The 18,321-nt window shown below is 62.6% G+C and carries 21 protein-coding genes; 16 read left to right on the forward strand and 5 right to left on the reverse strand.

Annotated elements, in window-relative coordinates:
* The first annotated feature begins 29 nt into the window (after positions 1-29).
* The 3 genes from EZJ19_RS11540 to EZJ19_RS11550 all read left to right on the forward strand — a co-directional run bounded on the left by EZJ19_RS11540 (position 30) and on the right by EZJ19_RS11550 (position 2,215).
* A complete protein-coding gene (locus EZJ19_RS11540; RefSeq protein WP_131447730.1) occupies positions 30-1,529 on the forward strand; it encodes a site-specific integrase in 1,500 nt (499 codons plus the stop codon).
* 25 nt (positions 1,530-1,554) lie between these two features.
* Positions 1,555-1,845: a hypothetical protein gene (locus tag EZJ19_RS11545; protein ID WP_131447732.1), complete on the forward strand. Its 291-nt coding sequence runs from the start codon at positions 1,555-1,557 to the stop codon at positions 1,843-1,845.
* Between the two features lie 73 nt (positions 1,846-1,918).
* Positions 1,919-2,215 (forward strand): hypothetical protein, encoded by a 297-nt coding sequence (locus EZJ19_RS11550; RefSeq protein WP_131447734.1) that lies wholly within the window; start codon positions 1,919-1,921, stop codon positions 2,213-2,215.
* Between the two features lie 62 nt (positions 2,216-2,277).
* Here EZJ19_RS11550 and EZJ19_RS11555 read toward each other — a convergent pair whose 3' ends face one another.
* On the reverse strand, positions 2,278-2,895 hold the full coding sequence (locus EZJ19_RS11555; RefSeq protein WP_131447736.1) for a recombinase family protein: 618 nt from the start codon (positions 2,893-2,895) through the stop codon (positions 2,278-2,280).
* Positions 2,896-3,111: 216 nt separating this feature from the next.
* Here EZJ19_RS11555 and EZJ19_RS11560 point away from each other — a divergent pair, with 216 nt between their 5' ends.
* From EZJ19_RS11560 to slmA, 11 genes are all read left to right on the forward strand, one after another.
* Entirely contained in the window at positions 3,112-3,594 is a 483-nt protein-coding gene (locus EZJ19_RS11560) for a hypothetical protein (protein ID WP_131447738.1), read from the forward strand.
* On the forward strand, positions 3,591-3,965 hold the full coding sequence (locus EZJ19_RS11565) for a hypothetical protein (RefSeq protein ID WP_131447740.1): 375 nt from the start codon (positions 3,591-3,593) through the stop codon (positions 3,963-3,965). Before EZJ19_RS11560 ends, EZJ19_RS11565 begins: the two co-directional genes overlap by 4 nt.
* Position 3,966: 1 nt before the next feature.
* Positions 3,967-4,455, forward strand: a complete 489-nt coding sequence (locus EZJ19_RS11570; RefSeq protein ID WP_131447742.1) for a hypothetical protein — start codon at positions 3,967-3,969, stop codon at positions 4,453-4,455.
* Positions 4,456-4,468: 13 nt separating this feature from the next.
* Positions 4,469-4,639: a hypothetical protein gene (locus tag EZJ19_RS15900; RefSeq protein ID WP_165873558.1), complete on the forward strand. Its 171-nt coding sequence runs from the start codon at positions 4,469-4,471 to the stop codon at positions 4,637-4,639.
* 32 nt (positions 4,640-4,671) lie between these two features.
* A complete protein-coding gene (locus EZJ19_RS16070) occupies positions 4,672-5,730 on the forward strand; it encodes a hypothetical protein (protein ID WP_206199410.1) in 1,059 nt (352 codons plus the stop codon).
* Positions 5,731-6,157: 427 nt separating this feature from the next.
* The gene (gene miaB / locus EZJ19_RS11580) at positions 6,158-7,489 is read left to right on the forward strand and encodes a tRNA (N6-isopentenyl adenosine(37)-C2)-methylthiotransferase MiaB (RefSeq protein WP_131447744.1); all 1,332 of its coding nucleotides are present in this window, start codon (positions 6,158-6,160) and stop codon (positions 7,487-7,489) included.
* Positions 7,490-7,506: 17 nt separating this feature from the next.
* Positions 7,507-8,457, forward strand: a complete 951-nt coding sequence (locus EZJ19_RS11585) for a PhoH family protein (protein WP_131447746.1) — start codon at positions 7,507-7,509, stop codon at positions 8,455-8,457.
* Positions 8,435-8,899, forward strand: coding sequence for an rRNA maturation RNase YbeY (ybeY, locus tag EZJ19_RS11590; RefSeq protein ID WP_131447748.1), 465 nt, complete (start codon positions 8,435-8,437; stop codon positions 8,897-8,899). Before EZJ19_RS11585 ends, ybeY begins: the two co-directional genes overlap by 23 nt.
* Positions 8,892-9,731, forward strand: coding sequence for an HlyC/CorC family transporter (locus EZJ19_RS11595; RefSeq protein WP_131447750.1), 840 nt, complete (start codon positions 8,892-8,894; stop codon positions 9,729-9,731). Before ybeY ends, EZJ19_RS11595 begins: the two co-directional genes overlap by 8 nt.
* 82 nt (positions 9,732-9,813) lie before the next feature.
* Entirely contained in the window at positions 9,814-10,809 is a 996-nt protein-coding gene (ygfZ, locus tag EZJ19_RS11600; protein ID WP_165873559.1) for a CAF17-like 4Fe-4S cluster assembly/insertion protein YgfZ, read from the forward strand.
* Between the two features lie 3 nt (positions 10,810-10,812).
* On the forward strand, positions 10,813-11,430 hold the full coding sequence (gene slmA / locus EZJ19_RS11605; protein ID WP_276320111.1) for a nucleoid occlusion factor SlmA: 618 nt from the start codon (positions 10,813-10,815) through the stop codon (positions 11,428-11,430).
* On the opposite strand, the gene EZJ19_RS11610 is transcribed toward slmA, so the two are convergent.
* Genes EZJ19_RS11610 through gpmI form a run of 4 tightly spaced genes read right to left on the reverse strand, consistent with a single transcriptional unit; the run spans position 11,387 to position 16,339 of the window.
* Positions 11,387-12,133 (reverse strand): HesA/MoeB/ThiF family protein, encoded by a 747-nt coding sequence (locus EZJ19_RS11610; protein WP_131447754.1) that lies wholly within the window; start codon positions 12,131-12,133, stop codon positions 11,387-11,389. The two genes, slmA and EZJ19_RS11610, sit on opposite strands and share 44 nt — an antisense overlap.
* A gap of 16 nt (positions 12,134-12,149) precedes the next feature.
* Positions 12,150-13,553 carry a S41 family peptidase gene (locus EZJ19_RS11615; RefSeq protein WP_131447756.1) on the reverse strand — a complete coding sequence of 468 codons (1,404 nt, stop codon included), beginning with the start codon at positions 13,551-13,553 and terminating at the stop codon, positions 12,150-12,152.
* Positions 13,554-13,574: 21 nt separating this feature from the next.
* On the reverse strand, positions 13,575-14,783 hold the full coding sequence (locus EZJ19_RS11620) for a murein hydrolase activator EnvC family protein (protein WP_131447758.1): 1,209 nt from the start codon (positions 14,781-14,783) through the stop codon (positions 13,575-13,577).
* Positions 14,784-14,791: 8 nt separating this feature from the next.
* Positions 14,792-16,339, reverse strand: coding sequence for a 2,3-bisphosphoglycerate-independent phosphoglycerate mutase (gpmI, locus tag EZJ19_RS11625; RefSeq protein ID WP_131447760.1), 1,548 nt, complete (start codon positions 16,337-16,339; stop codon positions 14,792-14,794).
* Between the two features lie 134 nt (positions 16,340-16,473).
* Here gpmI and EZJ19_RS11630 point away from each other — a divergent pair, with 134 nt between their 5' ends.
* Together EZJ19_RS11630 and EZJ19_RS11635 are read left to right on the forward strand one after the other, a co-directional pair.
* On the forward strand, positions 16,474-16,779 hold the full coding sequence (locus EZJ19_RS11630; RefSeq protein WP_206199411.1) for an ArsR/SmtB family transcription factor: 306 nt from the start codon (positions 16,474-16,476) through the stop codon (positions 16,777-16,779).
* A 139-nt stretch (positions 16,780-16,918) separates the two neighbouring features.
* Positions 16,919-18,313 (forward strand): TolC family protein, encoded by a 1,395-nt coding sequence (locus EZJ19_RS11635; protein ID WP_131447764.1) that lies wholly within the window; start codon positions 16,919-16,921, stop codon positions 18,311-18,313.
* Positions 18,314-18,321 lie beyond the last annotated feature (8 nt).

Below are 18,321 nucleotides of genomic sequence, written 5' to 3' on the forward strand. Positions count from 1 at the left end.
GGTGTCCCGAACCAGTGTCACGAAACAGCGTGGCAGATCAATTCGGATGCTTTATGGCCTATCGGCTACCGGCACACCTTCACCGCAATCGGCACGGCGTCTTATACTTCCGCCTCACCGTTCCCGCCCACATCCAGGCCAAGATTGGGCAGCGGGAAATTTATCGAAGCCTGAACACAGCAAGCGTGAGAGAAGCGGCAAGAGCCGCCCAAACGCTCGCTATCGCGTTTAGAGCGGTCTTTAGGGAGCTTGGCAGGGAAGGTATGTCTGAGCAGGAGAAAACCGCCCAAACACGATGGGAAGAGTTCATACAGCTACCTGACCTTCGCTTGCGACTCAAGAACGCCGGAATGCAGGTTGCGCTGGAAGAACAGCAGGAGACGTTGGTCCAGCAAGAGAATGAGATCGTCAATCTCAAAGAGCGCCATGAGCGCGACTTGGAAGTCGCCGCCATGGTAAAGGGAGTGTCAGTAGCGCCAGCGACTGCCTCCAGCCGCAAGACGATAAGCGAGGTGTGGGGCGCCTACAAGGCCGAGAAGATCGCGGCAAAAGCATGGAAGGATGGCGAGGATACCGCCAAGTATGACCACTGGCCTCATATTCGCGCGTTCATCGAGATCGTCGGCGACAAGCCTATTGGGACAGTCACTGCGGAAGACGTGGACCACTTCCAGCAGCAGACTTTGACAAATCCAGATGGCGGCAGCTCTAGCAACCGGAAGAAGCGACTAGAGCGCACTGGAGCCTTGTTCCGGTGGGCCAAGACCAAGCGTCAGCTTACAGACGATTTCCGCGAGTTATTCAGGTTTCCGGGCAAAATCGAAGAAAAGCATTATCTCAAATTCGAACAAGCGGACCTCACCGCGCTTTTCGAGTCTGAAGACTACCAACGACATTTGTTCAAGACACCATCGGAATATTGGCTGCCGCTGCTTGGTTTATTCACTGGTGCGCGCCTCAACGAACTCTGTCAGCTTACGACCGATGACATCGGCAATCATGAGGGCGTCGATACCATTAGCATTCTCGACGAAGAGATTGGCAAACGCCTGAAGACGACCGCATCACGCCGAATAATTCCAATCCACTCTCAGCTTATACAGCTAGGTTTCTTGGAATTTTTAGGAGCGGCGTCTGGCCGGTTATTTCCGGAGCTTCCGGAGAATAAGGCCAGACCGGGCGATTTCGGAAAAGAACCATCCCGAAAATTTACCGATTACCGGCGTCAAGTTGGTGTTGGAACCGATAAATACAATGCCGATACAGGCAAATGGAATGGCAGAAGTCTCAAGGTATTTCATAGTTTTCGAACCACGCTGATTAGTGCGCTACGAAAGGCTGGAGTTCCAAAAGATCGGCGAACCCGGCTAGCAGGGCATGAATATGAGGATACTCAAGACCGCAACTATGCGGGTGGCGATGTGCTGACAATGTTTTCCATGAATATGCTCAAAGACGATATTGAGAGAGTCTCATATGAGGTTGGTTTCGCCGCATATTCAACAGTATCAGACAGGCAGCGAGCTTAAAAACCAAAACGCGACGGAGTATTAAATGAAGAAGAAGTTCATATTAGCCATGTTCGCCGTTTCTATTCTGGTAACGTCAACCGCGAATGCCAGTGGTGCGACTCTCTGCCCCATCTACGAGTTCGCTGAGCTTCAGACCATGACCAACGAGGAATTGAAAGAAGCATGGTCGAACGACCTTAGTCAAATCATGCGCTCCAATGCTTATGAGTTGGAAAACTGCAAGACACAGATGGGCAGAATTGAGCGAGTGCGAATTCTAAAGGGTTATCTTGTGAAGGGCGAGGACGGGAAGCTTCATGAACCCAATCGTTGAGCTAACAGGCCGACTCATTCGGCTACCCTGTCCGCCGCACCTTTCACGCTTTCAATATGAATGAGTTTGCATCATGAGCAATTCAACGGGGTTCTACGAAGACAAAGGAATGAAGCGCCGCATGGTCATCATGGACGATCCCCATTTTGCCAAGCTGAAGACGTTCTCGAAGGGCGTCAAGCTGACGCAGGGCGAGTTCCTGGAAGTGCTGCTCGATGCCGTCGACATCGAGGTGCTGAAGCCGGTGATCGAGGCCAAGAAGAACCAGAAGGGCGCCGGCAAGCTCACCAAGTCAGAGCTGATTAAGAAGATGAAGGGTCTGACACCCGAACAGCTTGCCGCCATTGAAGCCATCGTCGAGGGTGGCTGAACGCCCATGACTGATAGTCACCAGCAATAGGCGCAAGGGCTATATGTGGCGGGTCAGCCCGATCATGCGGCTGTAGCCAACCTATCTTTGAGTCGGCTCAGGGTGCTACGGCTGCACCCGGTAGCCTTTTGAATTTCACTCCACTTCATGCCCCGGCGCATCATTTCCACAATTGCGCCATTGCGTTCAGCGTCTTCACGCCGCCCACGGTAGAGGCCACCTTCTTTCGCTTTCTTGATGCCCTCAGCTTGGCGGCGACGGCGGTCTGTGTAGTCCTTTCGTGCGATGGCGGCCAGCATGTCCAGCAACATTGAGTTAACCGCCGCGAGGATGCGCCCGGTAGTCTCGTCTGTGGTGGCAACGCCTTGCCAACTGGTAGGAAGGTCTAGCGCCACGACGCGAACCCCACGCGCGCCGATCTCTCGTTTCAAAATCTCCCAGTCGGCATCGTTCAAGCGTGATAGGCGGTCAACCTGTTCCACCAATAGCACATCACCGTCCTGGCAGTCCTGAAGCAATCGGAACAGTTCAGGACGTTGCAGACTCGCCCCGGATTCGTTCTCGACATACCAGGCCGCAATGGACAGACCCCGCTCGGCGGCAAACTGTTGCAATGCCTCACGCGCACGGCTTGCATCTTGTTCTTCGGTCGAGGCACGAAGGTAGGCGCGAATGAACATGGTCCATGACTCCTTTGGTTCGATTTAAATGGTTCGCTTGAAGCGGTTCGCTTTAGGTTGCTGACTCGCACTTATCGAACCAGTATTGGGCGGTTCGACTGGGGTATACCCAAAAGATTAGTCGAGCTGCTCGAAGATGTCAACTAGTAGTCGTCATGACTAGACTGTGACTATTACTTGTGGTAACGTATGCTCAACGTAACTAACCATGAATCCATGAGCACTGAAACCTTGTTCACAACCCAGGCTGCGGCGGAGTGGCTGCATGAGGCCATCTCTGGCGAGTCACCGGACTACTGGCGGCAGGCACTTATCAACAATCGCCGCCCGGATCGTAATCCGCCCCACCGTATCCAGTTTTCGACTTTGGGACGTGCTGCGCTCTATACCCTTGAAGCCCTGAAAGGCTTTGCAGAGTTCGAGAAGTCCCGAAGGCTTGGTCGGCTCAAGCTGACAGGGCGGGCAGCCGAAACCATCCACGCCTTTGGTATTGGGCAAAGTGGTGGAAGCACCAACGGGCGAAAGTGGAGGGGGGGAAGTGCCAACCTCTCCACCGACGGCGACGGCAATGTGTTCGTTCAAGTCATCATCAACGAGCCGTTGATGGTCTTCGTGATGTCGCCGGACCAATCTGCTGAGTTCGGTAAAGAACTGGCAGAAGCGGGACGGGCGGCGAAGCGCCAACAGGGGGCCAAATGACTGCCGCCAGAATCCAGACGCTTTCGGTCAGCGAAGTCGCGTTCATTCTTCGTGCCCGTCTTGGGCCAATGCGAAATTGGACCAACTTTCTGACCGACAACCTTAGAGGCCGTCAAAGCGTTGCGGGCCTGACCCTCATGCCTTGTGGTCGGCGCCATGACGGGAAAGGACATAGGCCCATCTACGACCTTGCTGACGTGACAGCCTTTATTGAGGCGGTCAAAGTTGCTGTTCCCTCAGCAGGAAGGGTGCCAGTGCGCACAATGGCACTGCTTGTTGATAAGGCGCGGAACTGGCGGATTAACAAATTCGACGAGGGAGGTAATCCTGTTGCCGCCCTGCGGCGTTCACTGGCCATATGCGGCGCATGATATGGATGCAGCCAGCATCGGGCGGTTTCCGAACTTCCCCTTGAGTGCATTCCCGCACAAATTGGCGTGGCACTACACACCACGCTTGAACCTTGAGGGCATTATCCAAGCGGGGCGGATTTTGCCGGCAAGATACACGCCAGCCCAAAGGCGAGTCATTTATTTCACGACCAACTCCGCTAGACCGATAGATCGCCAGAATGCATACGGTAAATGGCTGAGGTTTGGCTATGAGGGCACAGACCTATTTCCAATATCCAGGCTTCGAACGCTGATACGTGCCAATCCGATTATTCCGTGTGTTGAAGAGGCTTTCTTGGAACCTCATGGCTGGCGGCTATTCAACGAAACTAAGGATTGGCTGGTTTCATTCCGGCCAATTGCGGTGGATGAATTTTCAATCATCCAGGCTACCGATAACGATGGCGAAACATGGCGAGATGTTTGGATAAACCCGAAAAGGGCGGCGGGTCTTCCGTCCTATCACTGAAAGGAAGAAGAACATGCAATACCTGACTTTGGAACAGACGGCCGATTACCTCGAAGCCGCAACAATCGAGGCCACACACGACGCCGGATACGCAATCGTTCATATCGGGCGCAACGCGGCGGACACTCGCTTCGTGCTGGTGAATGACGCGCTCGGTCAGACGGTAGTTACCGAGAGCTTGTAACGGGACTATGAGGTAAGGCAACGCTTTACCTCATGGCCTCGTCGTCAGTCACAACTGACTTACACGGTTCAGAAAACAAAACCGCCAGCAGTAAAACCACGTGGCGGCAAAAATGTCTGTCAGACGAAGTGAATTATAGCGATTACCCGATAAGCCGTAAGGCATTCAAAGTCAAAGCCTGCGTAGACTGGCTAACCATTGCCATCCGCACTTCCCGCCCTACACAGTTTCGACATTTGCAGGCCGAGTTTGAAAAGGTCGGCTGCGGAAAGCTCCACGTCGAGCCGATGGCCGAAGGGGCGGGCGGCGTGGCTGAAGCATTCATGGTCACGTTTCATGACGACCTTGCAAACGACGTGGCAGCACAGAAAGCAAAGCTCGGCGAGGTCGCCAAGAGCTATCCCATGATCGGCGAGCCGTCCATTGCCGCCATAGAAATTGCTTGCGACTTCCGGCACAAGGGGCCGGCCGCACTGCACATCAGGGACACGCTGGCGATGACGTATCGGCTTCAGGCCAGCCTATTCGCAAAAGATGCGACGAAGCCGCGCCAGTTCGACCCGGCGTTAGGAGAGAAGGGAGCGAACCGCTTCATGGATGTTGAAGGCGCACGGCTAGACCCCGGTCTTAACTTCCGAATCGGGAACAGATGGGACTCCTTGTCATGGCAGGTCTACTTCAAATGGACGGACAAGAAGCGGAACGATGATGTCGTGTATCTGCCGCAATCGAAGTGGCGGGCAAGGGTCGAGGTGACGATGCGAGGTGACGCGCTGCAAGATTACGGCCTGCTGACTCTGTCCGATCTTGAGTCGTATTCCTTCAACAGACTCACGCCCCTATTCCGCTTTCGCCGTCCAATCGACCCAGCAACCCAGGCAGCCGGCGACCCCTACAAGTTGATGGCTATTGTCGCTAACCGCCGCATCAACGACGCCACATGCGAGCGTGGTATGCATAGCTTCAACAGCTTGGGCAGGCGGGATTACAGATGGCGTAATGGACTGCGAGAAGAAAGCCGGCATATCGAGCCGGACGACGAGTTGCAGGCGGCGGTAAAGGGGGCGTTGCGCCGGCTGTCTGTCGGGTAGCTCTTGCGTAAAATATTGGGACAAAACTGACCTTGCGACGCCCCGCCAACCCGCATGGCGACTGACGAAGCCTTCAAGCTCCTATTAACTGACACAACCATGAGTTGAGATATATAGCCTCACGCCACTTTTTCAAATTGGCATCGGACTGAAGCCGCGCCACGCGCAAGAGCGAAGTCCTAGAAGAAGCGCAAAACGGCGGTGGGGAACCTTGTTTTAACTGGGGCAATTTCCGAAGACTCTTATACATCGGGTCGCCTCTCGTTATAATTGCCGCAAGTGAGTGTCCCGATTGGGACACTTTGCGATGTCCAAGCCGGCCCTCTCGGCATGTTTAATCAACAGGTTAGATGGTTGCTGGTGGTGATACGGGTGACTCTGCCCATCACCACCACTCCCTTTTCTCCCCCAGCAATTCCCGTCCCGCGTGGCACGCAAAGTATTCATCAAGACCTTCGGCTGCCAGATGAACGAGTACGACTCGGCCAAGATGGCGGACGTGCTCGGCGGCGAGGCCTTCGAGACCACCGACCGGCCTGAAGAGGCCGACGTCATCCTGTTCAACACCTGCTCGATACGCGAGAAGGCGCAGGAGAAGGTGTTCACCGATCTGGGCATGGTCAAGCACCTGAAGCAGGCGAACCCCGACCTGATTATCGGCGTCGGCGGCTGCGTGGCCAGCCAGGAAGGCGCCGCCATCGTCCAGCGCGCCCCCTACGTCGACCTGGTGTTCGGACCCCAGACCCTGCACCGCCTGCCGGCCATGCTCGCCAAGCGGCGCCAGAGCGGGCGCGCCCAGGTGGACATCGAGTTTCCCGAGATCGAGAAATTCGACCATCTGCCGCCGGCGCGGGTCGAAGGGCCGTCCGCCTTCGTCTCGATCATGGAGGGCTGCAGCAAGTACTGTACCTATTGCGTGGTCCCGTTCACCCGCGGCGAGGAAGTTTCCCGGCCGCTCGCCGACGTCCTCGCCGAGGTGGCCCACCTGGCCGGCGGGGGGGTGAAGGAGATCACCCTGCTGGGCCAGAACGTCAACGCCTACCTGGGCGAGATGCCCGATGGCGACACCGCCGACTTCGCACTCCTGATCGAGCTGGTGGCCGAGATCCCGGGCGTCGAGCGCATCCGCTACACGACGTCGCACCCGCGCGAATTCAGCCAGCGCCTGATCGACACCTACGCCAGGGTGCCCAAGCTGGTCTCCCACTTGCACCTGCCCGTGCAGTCGGGCTCCGACCGCGTCCTGGCCGCCATGAAGCGCGGCTACACCGTACTGGAGTACAAGAGCATCATCCGCAAGGTGCGCGCCGTGCGCCCGGACATCGCCATCGCCACCGACTTCATCGTCGGTTTCCCGGGCGAGACCGAGGACGATTTCGAGGCCACCATGCGGCTGCTCGAGGAGGTCAACTACGACCACTCGTTCAGCTTCGTGTACAGCCCGCGTCCCGGCACGCCGGCCGCCGGCATGGCGGACGACACTCCGCAGGCGGTCAAGCTGGCCCGCCTGCACCGCCTCCAGGCGCAGCTCGACCGCCAGGTGAAGGCCTACAGCGAGGCCATGGTCGGCACGGTGCAGCGGGTCCTGGTCGAAGGGCCGTCCAAGAAGGACGCCAACGAGCTGATGGGCCGCACCGAGAACAACCGGGTGGTCAACTTCGCCGGCGACGCGCGCCTGATCGGCCACTTCGTCGACGTCACGATCACCAAGGCCCTGCCCAACAGCCTGCGCGGCGAAGTGCTAACCTCAGAACACTGAGTCAGCCAGCCACCCCGATGCAAATCACCTTTCCGGACGCCGACAACCACCGTCTGGCCAACCTGTGCGGCGTACTGGACGAAAACCTGCGCCAGATCGAGACCGCACTGAACGTCAACATCGCCCGCCGCGGCGAGGTCTTCAACGTCACCGGGCCGGACCGCCAGGTCGAACAGGCCGAACGCCTGCTGCGCGACTTCTATCAGCGTGCCCGCCGGGCACTCGACATCGACGACATCCAGCTGGCCTTGGTCGAGGTGACCCACAAGCCGGTCGCCGAGGCCGGCCCGGAGTCAGACATGCCGGTGCTGATGACCCGGCGCACCGGCCTGCATGGCCGCACCGCGCGGCAGAACCAGTACATCCGGCAGATCCAGGAACACGACATCACCTTCGGTATCGGCCCGGCCGGCACCGGCAAGACCTACCTGGCCGTGGCCGGTGCGGTCGACGCCCTGGAGCGCGACCTGGTCAAGCGCATCGTCCTGGTGCGCCCGGCGGTGGAGGCGGGCGAGCGGCTCGGCTTCCTGCCCGGCGACCTGATCCAGAAGGTCGACCCCTACCTGCGCCCGCTCTACGACGCCTTGTACGACCTCATGGGCTTCGACAAGGCGACGCGCCAGTTCGAGAAGGCGGTCATCGAGATCGCGCCCCTGGCCTTCATGCGCGGGCGCACCCTCAACCATGCCTTCATCATCCTGGACGAGGCCCAGAACACCACGCCCGAGCAGATGAAGATGTTCCTGACCCGGATCGGCTTCGGCTCCAAGGCCGTGGTGACCGGCGACGTCACCCAGATCGACCTGGCCCGGGGCCAGCAGAGCGGCCTCATCGAGGCGCGCCTGGTCCTCAAGGAGGTGCGCGGCATCGCCTTCACCGAATTCCAGAACGACGACGTGGTGCGCCACCCGCTGGTGGCTCGCATCATCGACGCCTACGACGCCTATGGCAAACGCGCCGAAGCTTGACCTGACCGTCCAGTACGCCATGGCCAAGGACGGCCTGCCGGGCCGCGCCCAGTTCCGCGCGTGGGCCAGGGCGGCGCTCCAGCACGACGTCGTCGCCACCCTGCGCATCGTCGACGCCGACGAGGGCCGGGCGCTCAACCGCGACTACCGCGGCAAGGACTACGCCACCAACGTGCTGACCTTCGAATACGGCCCGGACGCGAGCCTGGCCGGCGCCCCGTTGGCCGGCGACGTGGTCGTCTGCGCGCCGGTGGTGGTGCGCGAGGCCGCCGAGCAGGGCAAGGACCCGCTGGCCCACTACGCGCACCTGACCGTGCACGGCATGCTGCACCTGCAGGGCTACGACCACGAGACCGACGCCGAGGCCGCTGTCATGGAGGCGTTGGAAAGTTTTGTTATGATGCGCATGGGCTTTCCCGATCCATATCAATACCATGAGTGACGACAGTAACCCGCGACCTAGTCTGATAGAACGCATCACCGCCTGGCTCTCTCCCGAGCCGGATAACCGCGAGGAACTGCTCGACCTCCTGCACGCCGCCTACGACAAGAACCTGCTCGATGCCGACGCCCTGTCGATGATCGAGGGGGTCATGCAGGTGTCCGAGATGCAGGTGCGCGAGATCATGCTGCCGCGTGCCCAGATGGACGTGGTCGACGTCAACGATCCCCACGACGACATCCTGCGTTTCGTCCTCGAGACCGCCCACTCCCGTTTCCCGGCCGTCGACGGCGACCGCGACAACGTGGTCGGCATCCTGCTCGCCAAGGACCTGCTGCGCCTGTACGCGGAGGAGGACGTCAACCTGCGCGAGATGCTGCGCCCGGCCGTGTTCGTGCCGGAGTCCAAACGCCTCAACATCCTCCTGCGCGAATTCCGTTCCTCGCGCAACCACATCGCCATCGTCGTCGACGAATACGGCGGCGCGGCCGGCCTGGTCACCATCGAGGATGTCCTCGAGCAGATCGTCGGCGACATCGAGGACGAATACGACTACGACGAGGACGAAGACAACATCCTCCAGGAGACCGACCACAGCTGGCGGGTCAAGGCACAGACCGAGATCGCCGACTTCAACGAGATCGTCGGCGCCGACTTCCCCGACGACGAGTTCGACACCGTCGGCGGCCTCGTGGTCAACGCCTTCGGACGCATGCCAAAGCGGGGCGAATGCGTCGATACCGGGGGATTCCACTTCCGGGTCACGCGCGCCGACAGCCGCCGCCTGCACACCGTCGTGGTCCAGCGTCAGGCGCTGCCCGAGGCCGCCTGATCACCGTTTTCGCCGGGCACCCTTGTAAAACGCCGGAGTGACCATTAACTTACCGGCTTCGCCAACTGATGCCTTGAATCCCATGTTGTCCGACTGGAACGAATTCCTGCGTGGCCAGACGCTCGGCGGTGCCGCCGTCGACCCGGCCGCCGCCCGTGCCGAGCTGGTGCTCGCCGACCTATCCCATTGGGGCCTGATCGCCTTCGCCGGCGACGAGGCGCAAACCTTCCTGCACAGCCAGGTGACCAACGACCTGCGCGGCCTCGGGCCCGAGCGGGCCGTGTTCGCCGGCTACTGCTCGGCCAAAGGCCGCATGCTGGCCAATTTCCTCGTCTTCAAGCGCGACGGCGACATCCTGGTCATGCTGCCCGAGACCCTCCGGGAGGCCGTGCGCAAGCGCCTCGCCATGTTCATCCTGCGCAGCAAGGTGACGGCGCGCGACGCCAACGGCGACTGGGTGCGCCTGGGTCTGTCCGGGCCGGGTGCCGGTGCCCTGCTGGCCGACGCCCTGGCGACCGCGCCCGGGCCCGGAATCATGGCCATGGCCCATACCGAGGCCGCCTTCGCCATCCGCCTGGGCGACGAACGCTTCGACATCTTCGTCCGGCCCGGGCAGGCGCCGGACCTGTGGCGCGCCTTGGCGGCGCGGGCCCGCGCGGTCGCCGCCCCGGTGTGGGACTGGCTGATGGTCGACGCCGGCATCCCGGCGGTCGTGCCGGCCACCCAGGACCAATTCGTGCCGCAGATGGCCAACATGATCGAGCTGGGCGGCGTGAGCTTCCAGAAGGGCTGCTACCCGGGCCAGGAGATCGTCGCCCGCAGCCAGTACCTGGGTACCCAGAAGCGCCGTCTCTACCTGGCCCACGTCGAGTCCGAGGTGCAGCCGGGCGAGCCGGTCTACAGCCCGGCCGGCGGTGACCAGCCGGTCGGCCAGGTCGCCAATGCGGCGGCCGCCCCGGGCGGCGGCTACGATGTCCTGGCGGTCCTGCAGATCAGCGCCTACGAGTCGGGCGCGGTGCATCTGGGCAAGGAGGGCGGCCCCGCGCTGGCCTTCCGTCCACTCGCCTACATGGGGTGAGGCGTGGCCAAGGCGGGCGAACGCAAGCTCCAGATACTGCAGACCCTGGCGGAGATGCTCGAGGCGCCGCAGGCGGAAAAGATCACCACCGCCGCGCTGGCGGCGCGCCTGGGCGTGTCCGAGGCGGCCCTGTACCGCCACTTCGCCAGCAAGGCGCAGATGTATGAGGGCCTGATCGAGTTCATCGAGACGACGCTGTTCGGCCTGATCAACCGCATCGGCGCCGACGAGGCGGCGGGTGCCGAGTCGGTACTGGCCATGGCCAAGGTGCTGCTGGCCTTCGCGGAGAAGAACCGCGGCATGTGCCGGGTCCTGACCGGCGAGGTCTTGGTGAACGAGAACCCGCGCCTGCAGGCGCGGGTGAATCAACTGCTCGACCGTATCGAGGTCAGCCTCAAGCAAGCCGTGCGGATCGCCGCCGGGCGCGGTGGCCTGGCCGCGGACCTGGATGCCGGTGCCGCCGCCAACCTGGTCCTGGCCTGGGTCCAGGGGCGCTGGCAGCAATTCGTGAAGAGCGGTTTCGCGCGGGTGCCGACCGAGCAGCTGGTCGCCCAGTGGGGTTTGCTGGCGCGCGCCTTCAGCGCGAGCACACCGGGCAGCCCGGGTCCTTCTTCAGCCTGATCGCCCGCCATTCGGCGGCCAGGGCGTCATACAGCAGCAGGCGGCCGGACAGGCTGGTGCCGATGCCCATCAGCAGTTTCAGCGCCTCCGCCGCCTGCATGGCGCCGATGATCCCGACCAGCGGGGCGAAGACGCCGAATTCGGCACAGCGCATCTCGGCATCGCGGGCGTTCTCGGGAAACAGGCAGGCGTAGCAGGGGGCCTCCGGCCGGCGCAGGTCGAAAGCGCTGACCTGGCCGTCGAAACGCACCGCGGCACCCGATACCAGGGGCTTGGCGTGTGCCACGCAGGCGCGGTTGACGGCATGCCGGGTGGCGAAGTTGTCGGAGCAATCGAGCACCAGGTCGGCCTCGGCCACGCGGGCGCCGAGGGCATCGCCGGCCAGTCGCTCGGGCAGCGCGGCGATCTCGATGTCGGGGTTCATGGCGGCCATGCGGCGGGCCGCCGATGCCGCCTTGTTTTCGCCCAGGCTGGCCATGTCGTGGGCGATCTGGCGTTGCAGGTTGGTGAGATCCACGGCGTCGTGGTCAGCGAGGCTGATGTGGCCGACGCCGGCGGCGGCGAGGTAGAGCGCCACCGGCGAACCCAGGCCGCCGGCGCCGACGATCAGGACGCGGGCAGCGGCCAGGCGGGCCTGGCCGTCGATGCCGATCTGTTCGAGCAGCAGGTGGCGGGAATAGCGCAGCAGCTGGCTATCGTCCATCCCCGCCCCAGCCGGTTCAGCGATCCCGGAGCAGGTACAGCCCCTTGAGCAGGATCAGCGCCTGGTTGAACTGGTAGTCCTTGGTCGAGACGATCTCGGTCGGATCCACCTCGGGCTTGCTGTCGTCGTCCTTCTCGCCCGGCGCCTTCGCGGGCGACGCAGCCGGCTTGGCCTTCTTCTTCGCCGCGGCGTCTTCGTCGCCGTTGGTCAGGTGGTGCTCCAGATCGGCTTCCCGGATGTCCATGCGCGGGGCATCGCCCTGGGTCACCGTGGCTTCCTCGACGACGATGTCGGGGGTGATGCCCTTGGCCTGGATGGAGCGGCCGCTCGGGGTGTAGTAGCGGGCCGTGGTGAGCTTGATCGCGGTACCGTTGGCGAGCGGCAGGATGGTCTGTACGGAGCCCTTGCCGAAGCTCTGGGTGCCGACGATGAGGGCGCGCTTGTGGTCCTGCAGGGCGCCGGAGACGATCTCCGAAGCGGAGGCCGAACCGCCGTTCACCAGGACGACCATGGGCACGTCCTTGACCCAGGCCGGCAGACCCTTCAGGTAGTCCGCTTCGCCGTGGCGCAGGTAGTTCTCGCGGTTGTTGGTGAGATGCATCTTGGCGTCCTCGGTGCGGCCGTCGGTGTAGACCACCAGTTCGCCCGGCTTGAGGAAGGCGCCGGCGACGCCGACCGCGGTGTTGAGCAGGCCGCCCGGGTCGTTGCGCAGGTCGAGCACCAGGCCCTTCAGGGGGCCCTTGTTGGTGGTTTCCATGTCCTTCAGGGCGGCGGCCAGGTTCTCGCCGGTCCGTTCCTGGAACTGGGTGATGCGGACGTAACCGTAACCCGGTTCGGCGAGCTTGTACTTGACGCTCTTGATCTTGATGACGGCGCGCGTCAGGGTGGTGACGACCGGCTTGGCCTCGCCCTTGCGGATGATGGTCAGGGTGATGTCGGTGCCCGGCTTGCCGCGCATGCGCTTGACCGCGTCGTTCAGGGTCATGCCCTTCACCGGCGTGTCGTCCAGCTTGATGACGAGGTCGCCACTCTTCAGGCCGGCCTTGTAGGCGGGGGTGTCCTCGATCGGCGACACCACCTTGACGAAGCCGTCTTCCATGCCGACCTCGATGCCGAGGCCGCCGAACTCACCCTGGGTGCCTTCCTGCATCTCCTTGAAGGCGGCGCTGTCGAGATAGGCGGAGTGCGGGTCGAGGCCGGACAGCATGCCGTTGATCGCCTCGGTGATCAGCTTCTTGTCCTCGACCGGCTCGACGTAGTCGCTCTTGATCTTGCCGAATATTTCGGCAAAGGCGCGCAGGTCCTCGATCGGTAGTGGCTGGGGTTCGCGCTCGGCGACGGCGGAGTAATTCAGGGTCAGGGCCACGCCGATAGCCGCACCGAGGCCGATGAGGCCGAGTTGCTTGTATTTGCCGATCATAAACGCTGTCTCTGCTTGCTCTCACTTGACCCAGGATAATGGGTCGAACGGTTGGCCCTGGCGGCGCAACTCGAAATAAAGTCCGGGATCCTCGTGACCGCCCGTATTGCCCGTCGCGGCGACGATATCGCCGGCCCGGACGCTGTCACCCGCCTGTTTATACAGACTTTCATTATTACTGTACAGGCTGAGGTAACCCTCGCCGTGGTCGATGATCAGCAGGTTGCCGAAGCCCCGCAGCCAGTCCGAAAAGACGACGTCGCCGTTGCCCACCGCGCGCACCGGCTGGCCGCTCCGGGTCTTGATGAAGAGGCCCTTCCAGGCCGGTCCGCCGCCGCTCCGGGCCTGGCCGAACTTGGCGACGATCTCGCCGACCGTGGGCAGGGCCAGTTTGCCGCGCAGGCCGGAGAACTTGTAACCCGCCAGGGAGGCATCCGCGACCCGCTCGACGCGCTCCCCTTTGCCGGCCGGCTTGTTGGCGCGCCGCTCGCGCTCGAGGGCGGCCTGTCGCGCCTTGCGTTCCTCGGCCAGACGGCGCAGCCGCTCGATCAGGCGGGTCAAGCGCTGTTGGTCGCGCACCAGGCTGTCGATCTGGCGGCGCTGCTGGCGGATTTGGCTCGACAGCTTGTCATAGACCCCCTGGCGGGCCTGGCGCTCGTCGTTGAGTTGCTGGTGGCGGGCGCGCTGCGCCTGCTCGACAGAGTTCAGTTCCTGCTGGCGCTGCCGGGTCTTGTCCTCGATGGCGGCCAACTCGGCCAGGCTGGCGCGGTGACGTTCCACGAGATCGGCACGGGCACGGCCGATGTAGGCGTAATAGCCGAGGTCGCGCTGGACCGCGCCCGGGTCGCGGCCGGACAGCAGCAGGCGGGCGGTATCCAGGTCACCAGCCCGGTAACGTTGCCGGATCAGCTCGGCGAGCTGGCGTTCCTGCTCGCGCAGATCGGCCGCCACGCTGTCGCGTTGCTGGCCGAGCTGGGTCAGGGTACTGCCGATTCGGCGCTCGTCGCGCTGCAGGTCGGTCAGCAGGCGGGTCACCTCGGAAATGCGCTTCTCCGAATCGCGCAGTCCGTCGGCCGCCTCCTTGCGGTCCTCGGAGGCCTGCTCGACCTCCTCGCGCAACTGCGCGATGCGCCCGCGCAGATCGTCCAGTTCCTGTTGCTTGTTGTCGTCGGCCGCCCCGGCGGGGGCGCCGAACAGGAGCAGGAACAGCAGGGCGATCAGGCGCCGCACAACTCGCGTCAGACGTCGAAATCGACCAGCGGATGCCCGGTCATCTCGCGCGGTTGCGGCAGCTCCATCATCTTCAACAAGGTCGGCGCGATGTCTTCCAGGGCGCCGGTGTCGGCCAGCTTGGCCGGCCGGCCGATGTACAGGAAGGGCACGACATTGGTGGTGTGTGCCGTGTGCGGCTGGTGGTTTTCCTCGTCGACCATGCATTCGGCGTTGCCGTGGTCGGCCGAGATCAGCACCTCGCCACCGATTTCCAGCATGGCCGGGACGACCCGGCCGAGGCAGACGTCGACCGCTTCGATGGCGCGGCGGGCCGCCTCGTACTTGCCGGTGTGGCCGACCATGTCGGCGTTGGCGTAGTTGCAGATGATGGCGTCGTACTTGCGGCTCTTGATCGCCTCGACCAGCTTGTCGGTGACCTCGTAGGCACTCATCTCCGGCTGCTCGTCGTAGTGCGCGACCGGCGGCGATTTCACCAGGATGCGGTCCTCGCCCGGATAGACGGTCTCTTCGCCACCGTTGAAGAAATAGGTGACGTGCGGGTATTTCTCGGTTTCGGCGATGCGCAACTGGTGCAGACCCAGGCTGGCGATGTATTCGCCGAAGCCGTTGCGGATGCGCTCTGGCGGGAAGGCCACCGGGACGTCGAACTCGTCGCTGTAGTGGGTCAGGGTGCAGTAGACCGACAGCTTGGGCACGTACTTGCGCTCGAAGCCGTCGAAGTCGGGCTGCAGGAAGGCCTTGGTGAGCTGCCGGGCACGGTCGGAGCGGAAGTTCATGAACACCACCGCGTCGCCGTCGTGCATGCGGGGCGCCTCTTCGCCATCCGCCGCGATGACGGTCGGCTTGACGAATTCGTCGGTCTCGCCGCGCGCATAGGCCATCTCCAGGCCGGCCATGGCGGTCGGCGCCCGGAACTCGGCCTCGCCCAGGGCGATCATGTCGTAGGCGACCTGGACCCGCGGCCAGCGCTTGTCGCGGTCCATGCCGTAATAGCGACCGCTGACGGTGGCGATGCGGCCCTTGCCGAGGCTGTCGATCTTGTCCTGCAGGCGCTTGATGTAGATGTCGGCGCACTTGGGCGGCGTATCGCGGCCGTCCAGGAAGGCATGCACCATGATCTTGTCGATGCCGCCGCGCACCGCCATCTCGATCATGGCGTGGATGTGCCCCTCATGGCTGTGCACGCCGCCGTCGGACAGCAGGCCGAAGATGTGGAGCGCGGAATTGTTCGCCTTCACCTTCTTGATGACGTCGAGGAGGACGTAGTTCTCGTAGAAATGTCCCGCCCGGATGGCGCGGTCGATACGCGTGTATTCCTGATACACCACCCGGCCGGCCCCGATGTTCAGGTGGCCGACCTCGGAATTGCCCATCTGGCCGCTCGGCAGTCCCACCGCGGCCTCGGAGGCATGGATCAGGGTGTGCGGATAGGTTTGCCAGTAGTGGTCGAAATTCGGCTTGTGGGCGGCGGCGATGGCGTTGTTCGCTACGACTTCGCTGTAGCCGAAGCCATCAAGGATGACCAGCAGGACGGGGCGGGCAGTAGAGGGCATTAGAAGATTTTATCGTAGATGAGAATACGTGACGCTGAGTATTTTAGTATATTTGAATAAGTACTTTAGCCATCGCTTATCTACCAAGCCCGTTCGGGAGCTAACGGAGTAAATAAATTATGACTATGGAGTCCATGACGGAACTCATCGAGAAGGACGAACATATCGAGCAGGCGTCCCGCGCGCTTAAGGCGATGTCGCATCCTCTGCGTTTGAAGATACTTTGCGTGTTGGGCGATAACGAGGTCAGCGTGCAGGACATCGTCGACAACGTCGGCACCTCGCAAAGCAACATTTCCCAACATCTGGCCATTCTCCGCGACAAAGGCGTGCTGCGTACCCGCAAGGACGCCAACCGGGTCTTCTACCGGGTGGCGGACACCCGTACGCTCCAACTCATCAGCATGATGCGCGATGTGTTTTGCGGTTTCACCAAATAATAGCTTAGCTTGCATTACTTATGGCTAGGCTTATCTTTACATAAGATTATTTAATGTTTAATATTAGAGCACGCTAATATTCCTGGCCTTGCCCGACGGTCGGCCAGGTTGTCGACATCGAGCAAGGAGTTTGAACATCATGACGTCGCATCGCATGCGCCCGGCCCTGCTGGCCGTGGCGCTCGCCCTGGCAGGCACGGGTGCCTGGGCGGAGACGCTGGATTTCCGGCAATGCGTCACCCAGGCCCTGGCACAGAACCCCGACATGGCTGTCGCCCAGGCCCAGATCAAGCAGGCCGAGGCCGCGGTGCGCGAGGCCAAGGGCAACCGCCTGCCCCGGGTCAATCTGTCCCTGACCGCCACCAACACCAACGATGCGCTCAACGCCTTCGGCCTCAAGCTGAGCCAGCGCAACGCCACCTTCAACGACTTCGGCGCCGGTGACTTCCTGAACGCGATGAATACCGGTACCGATCCGCTGCCCATCGCGCCGGACAAGCTCAACCATCCGTCGCCGGTGACCAACGTCAATTCGCGCATCGAGGTGCTCATCCCGGTCTACAACGGCGGCATGGTCACCCAGTACGTCAAGCAGGCCCAGGCCTATGTCCGGGCCGCCCAGGCCGGCGATGCCATGGCGCGCCAGCAGCTCACCAAGAATGTCCTCATGGCCTACCAGGCCGTACATGCCGCGCGCGCCTACGTCGAAGTCGCCAAGGAAGGAGTTGCGGCCGCCGAGGAATACGTGCGCATCACCGACCGCCTGCACCAGCAGGGCATGGCGGTGAAGAGCGACCTGCTCTCGGCCCAGGTCAACCTGGAGGACGTCAAATTGCGCCAGACCGAGGCCGCCAACGCCGAGGCCATGGCGCTCGACCAGCTGCACCTGCTGCTCGGCCGGCCGCTCACGGACGCGCTCGACGTCGCCGAGCCGGTCATGCCCGGCCTGCTCGCCGGCGACGTCCAGAGCCTGCGAGCCCAGGCCCTGGAGAACCATTTCGGCCTGCGTGCCCTGCAGGCCCAGACCGAGGCGGCGACCGCGTCGGTGGAGGCCAACCGTGCCGCCAAGCAGCCGCAGCTCAACGTCATGCTGCGCCAGGACTGGAACAGCGAGACCGTCGGCCTCGACGCCGCTTCCTACACGGTGGCCGGCGTGCTGTCCTGGACTGCATTCGACGGCGGCGCCTCGCAGGCGGCGGTCGACCGCGCCGAGCAGGTGCGCGCCGAGCGCGCCGCGAAGCTGCGCCAGGCGGGCGACGGGATCGCCTACCAGGTCGGCGAAGCGCGCCGCCGCGCCATCGAAGCCGAGGACAAGGCCACGGCCCGGGCCCTGGCGGTCGATCAGGCGCGCGAGGCGCAGCGCCTGGTCAAGAAACGTTATGAAAACGGCATGGGCACCCTGATCGAGTTGCTGTCCGCCCAGGCGCAGCTGGACAAGGCGCGCGCCGACCTGGTGTCGGCCCGCTACGATCAGGCCGTGCAGCGTGCCGAGCTGAAACTGGCTGTGGGCGTGCTCGACGCCGAACAATTGTGAGGGAAGAA

It is taken from the genome of Parasulfuritortus cantonensis, from assembly GCF_004337445.1.
Classification (GTDB): domain Bacteria; phylum Pseudomonadota; class Gammaproteobacteria; order Burkholderiales; family Thiobacillaceae; genus Parasulfuritortus; species Parasulfuritortus cantonensis.

Excerpts from the sequence above, each read along its gene's own strand:
- EZJ19_RS11545 (WP_131447732.1), top strand. The coding sequence starts at position 1,555 with ATGAAGAAGAAGTTCATATTAGCCATGTTCGCCGTTTCTATTCTGGTA.
- EZJ19_RS11550 (WP_131447734.1), top strand. The coding sequence starts at position 1,919 with ATGAGCAATTCAACGGGGTTCTACGAAGACAAAGGAATGAAGCGCCGC.
- EZJ19_RS11555 (WP_131447736.1), bottom strand. The coding sequence starts at position 2,895 with ATGTTCATTCGCGCCTACCTTCGTGCCTCGACCGAAGAACAAGATGCA.
- EZJ19_RS11560 (WP_131447738.1), top strand. The coding sequence starts at position 3,112 with ATGAGCACTGAAACCTTGTTCACAACCCAGGCTGCGGCGGAGTGGCTG.
- EZJ19_RS11565 (WP_131447740.1), top strand. The coding sequence starts at position 3,591 with ATGACTGCCGCCAGAATCCAGACGCTTTCGGTCAGCGAAGTCGCGTTC.
- EZJ19_RS11570 (WP_131447742.1), top strand. The coding sequence starts at position 3,967 with ATGGATGCAGCCAGCATCGGGCGGTTTCCGAACTTCCCCTTGAGTGCA.
- EZJ19_RS15900 (WP_165873558.1), top strand. The coding sequence starts at position 4,469 with ATGCAATACCTGACTTTGGAACAGACGGCCGATTACCTCGAAGCCGCA.
- EZJ19_RS16070 (WP_206199410.1), top strand. The coding sequence starts at position 4,672 with ATGGCCTCGTCGTCAGTCACAACTGACTTACACGGTTCAGAAAACAAA.
- EZJ19_RS11585 (WP_131447746.1), top strand. The coding sequence starts at position 7,507 with ATGCAAATCACCTTTCCGGACGCCGACAACCACCGTCTGGCCAACCTG.
- ybeY (WP_131447748.1), top strand. The coding sequence starts at position 8,435 with ATGGCAAACGCGCCGAAGCTTGACCTGACCGTCCAGTACGCCATGGCC.
- EZJ19_RS11595 (WP_131447750.1), top strand. The coding sequence starts at position 8,892 with ATGAGTGACGACAGTAACCCGCGACCTAGTCTGATAGAACGCATCACC.
- ygfZ (WP_165873559.1), top strand. The coding sequence starts at position 9,814 with ATGTTGTCCGACTGGAACGAATTCCTGCGTGGCCAGACGCTCGGCGGT.
- EZJ19_RS11610 (WP_131447754.1), bottom strand. The coding sequence starts at position 12,133 with ATGGACGATAGCCAGCTGCTGCGCTATTCCCGCCACCTGCTGCTCGAA.
- EZJ19_RS11615 (WP_131447756.1), bottom strand. The coding sequence starts at position 13,553 with ATGATCGGCAAATACAAGCAACTCGGCCTCATCGGCCTCGGTGCGGCT.
- gpmI (WP_131447760.1), bottom strand. The coding sequence starts at position 16,339 with ATGCCCTCTACTGCCCGCCCCGTCCTGCTGGTCATCCTTGATGGCTTC.
- EZJ19_RS11630 (WP_206199411.1), top strand. The coding sequence starts at position 16,474 with ATGACGGAACTCATCGAGAAGGACGAACATATCGAGCAGGCGTCCCGC.
- EZJ19_RS11635 (WP_131447764.1), top strand. The coding sequence starts at position 16,919 with ATGACGTCGCATCGCATGCGCCCGGCCCTGCTGGCCGTGGCGCTCGCC.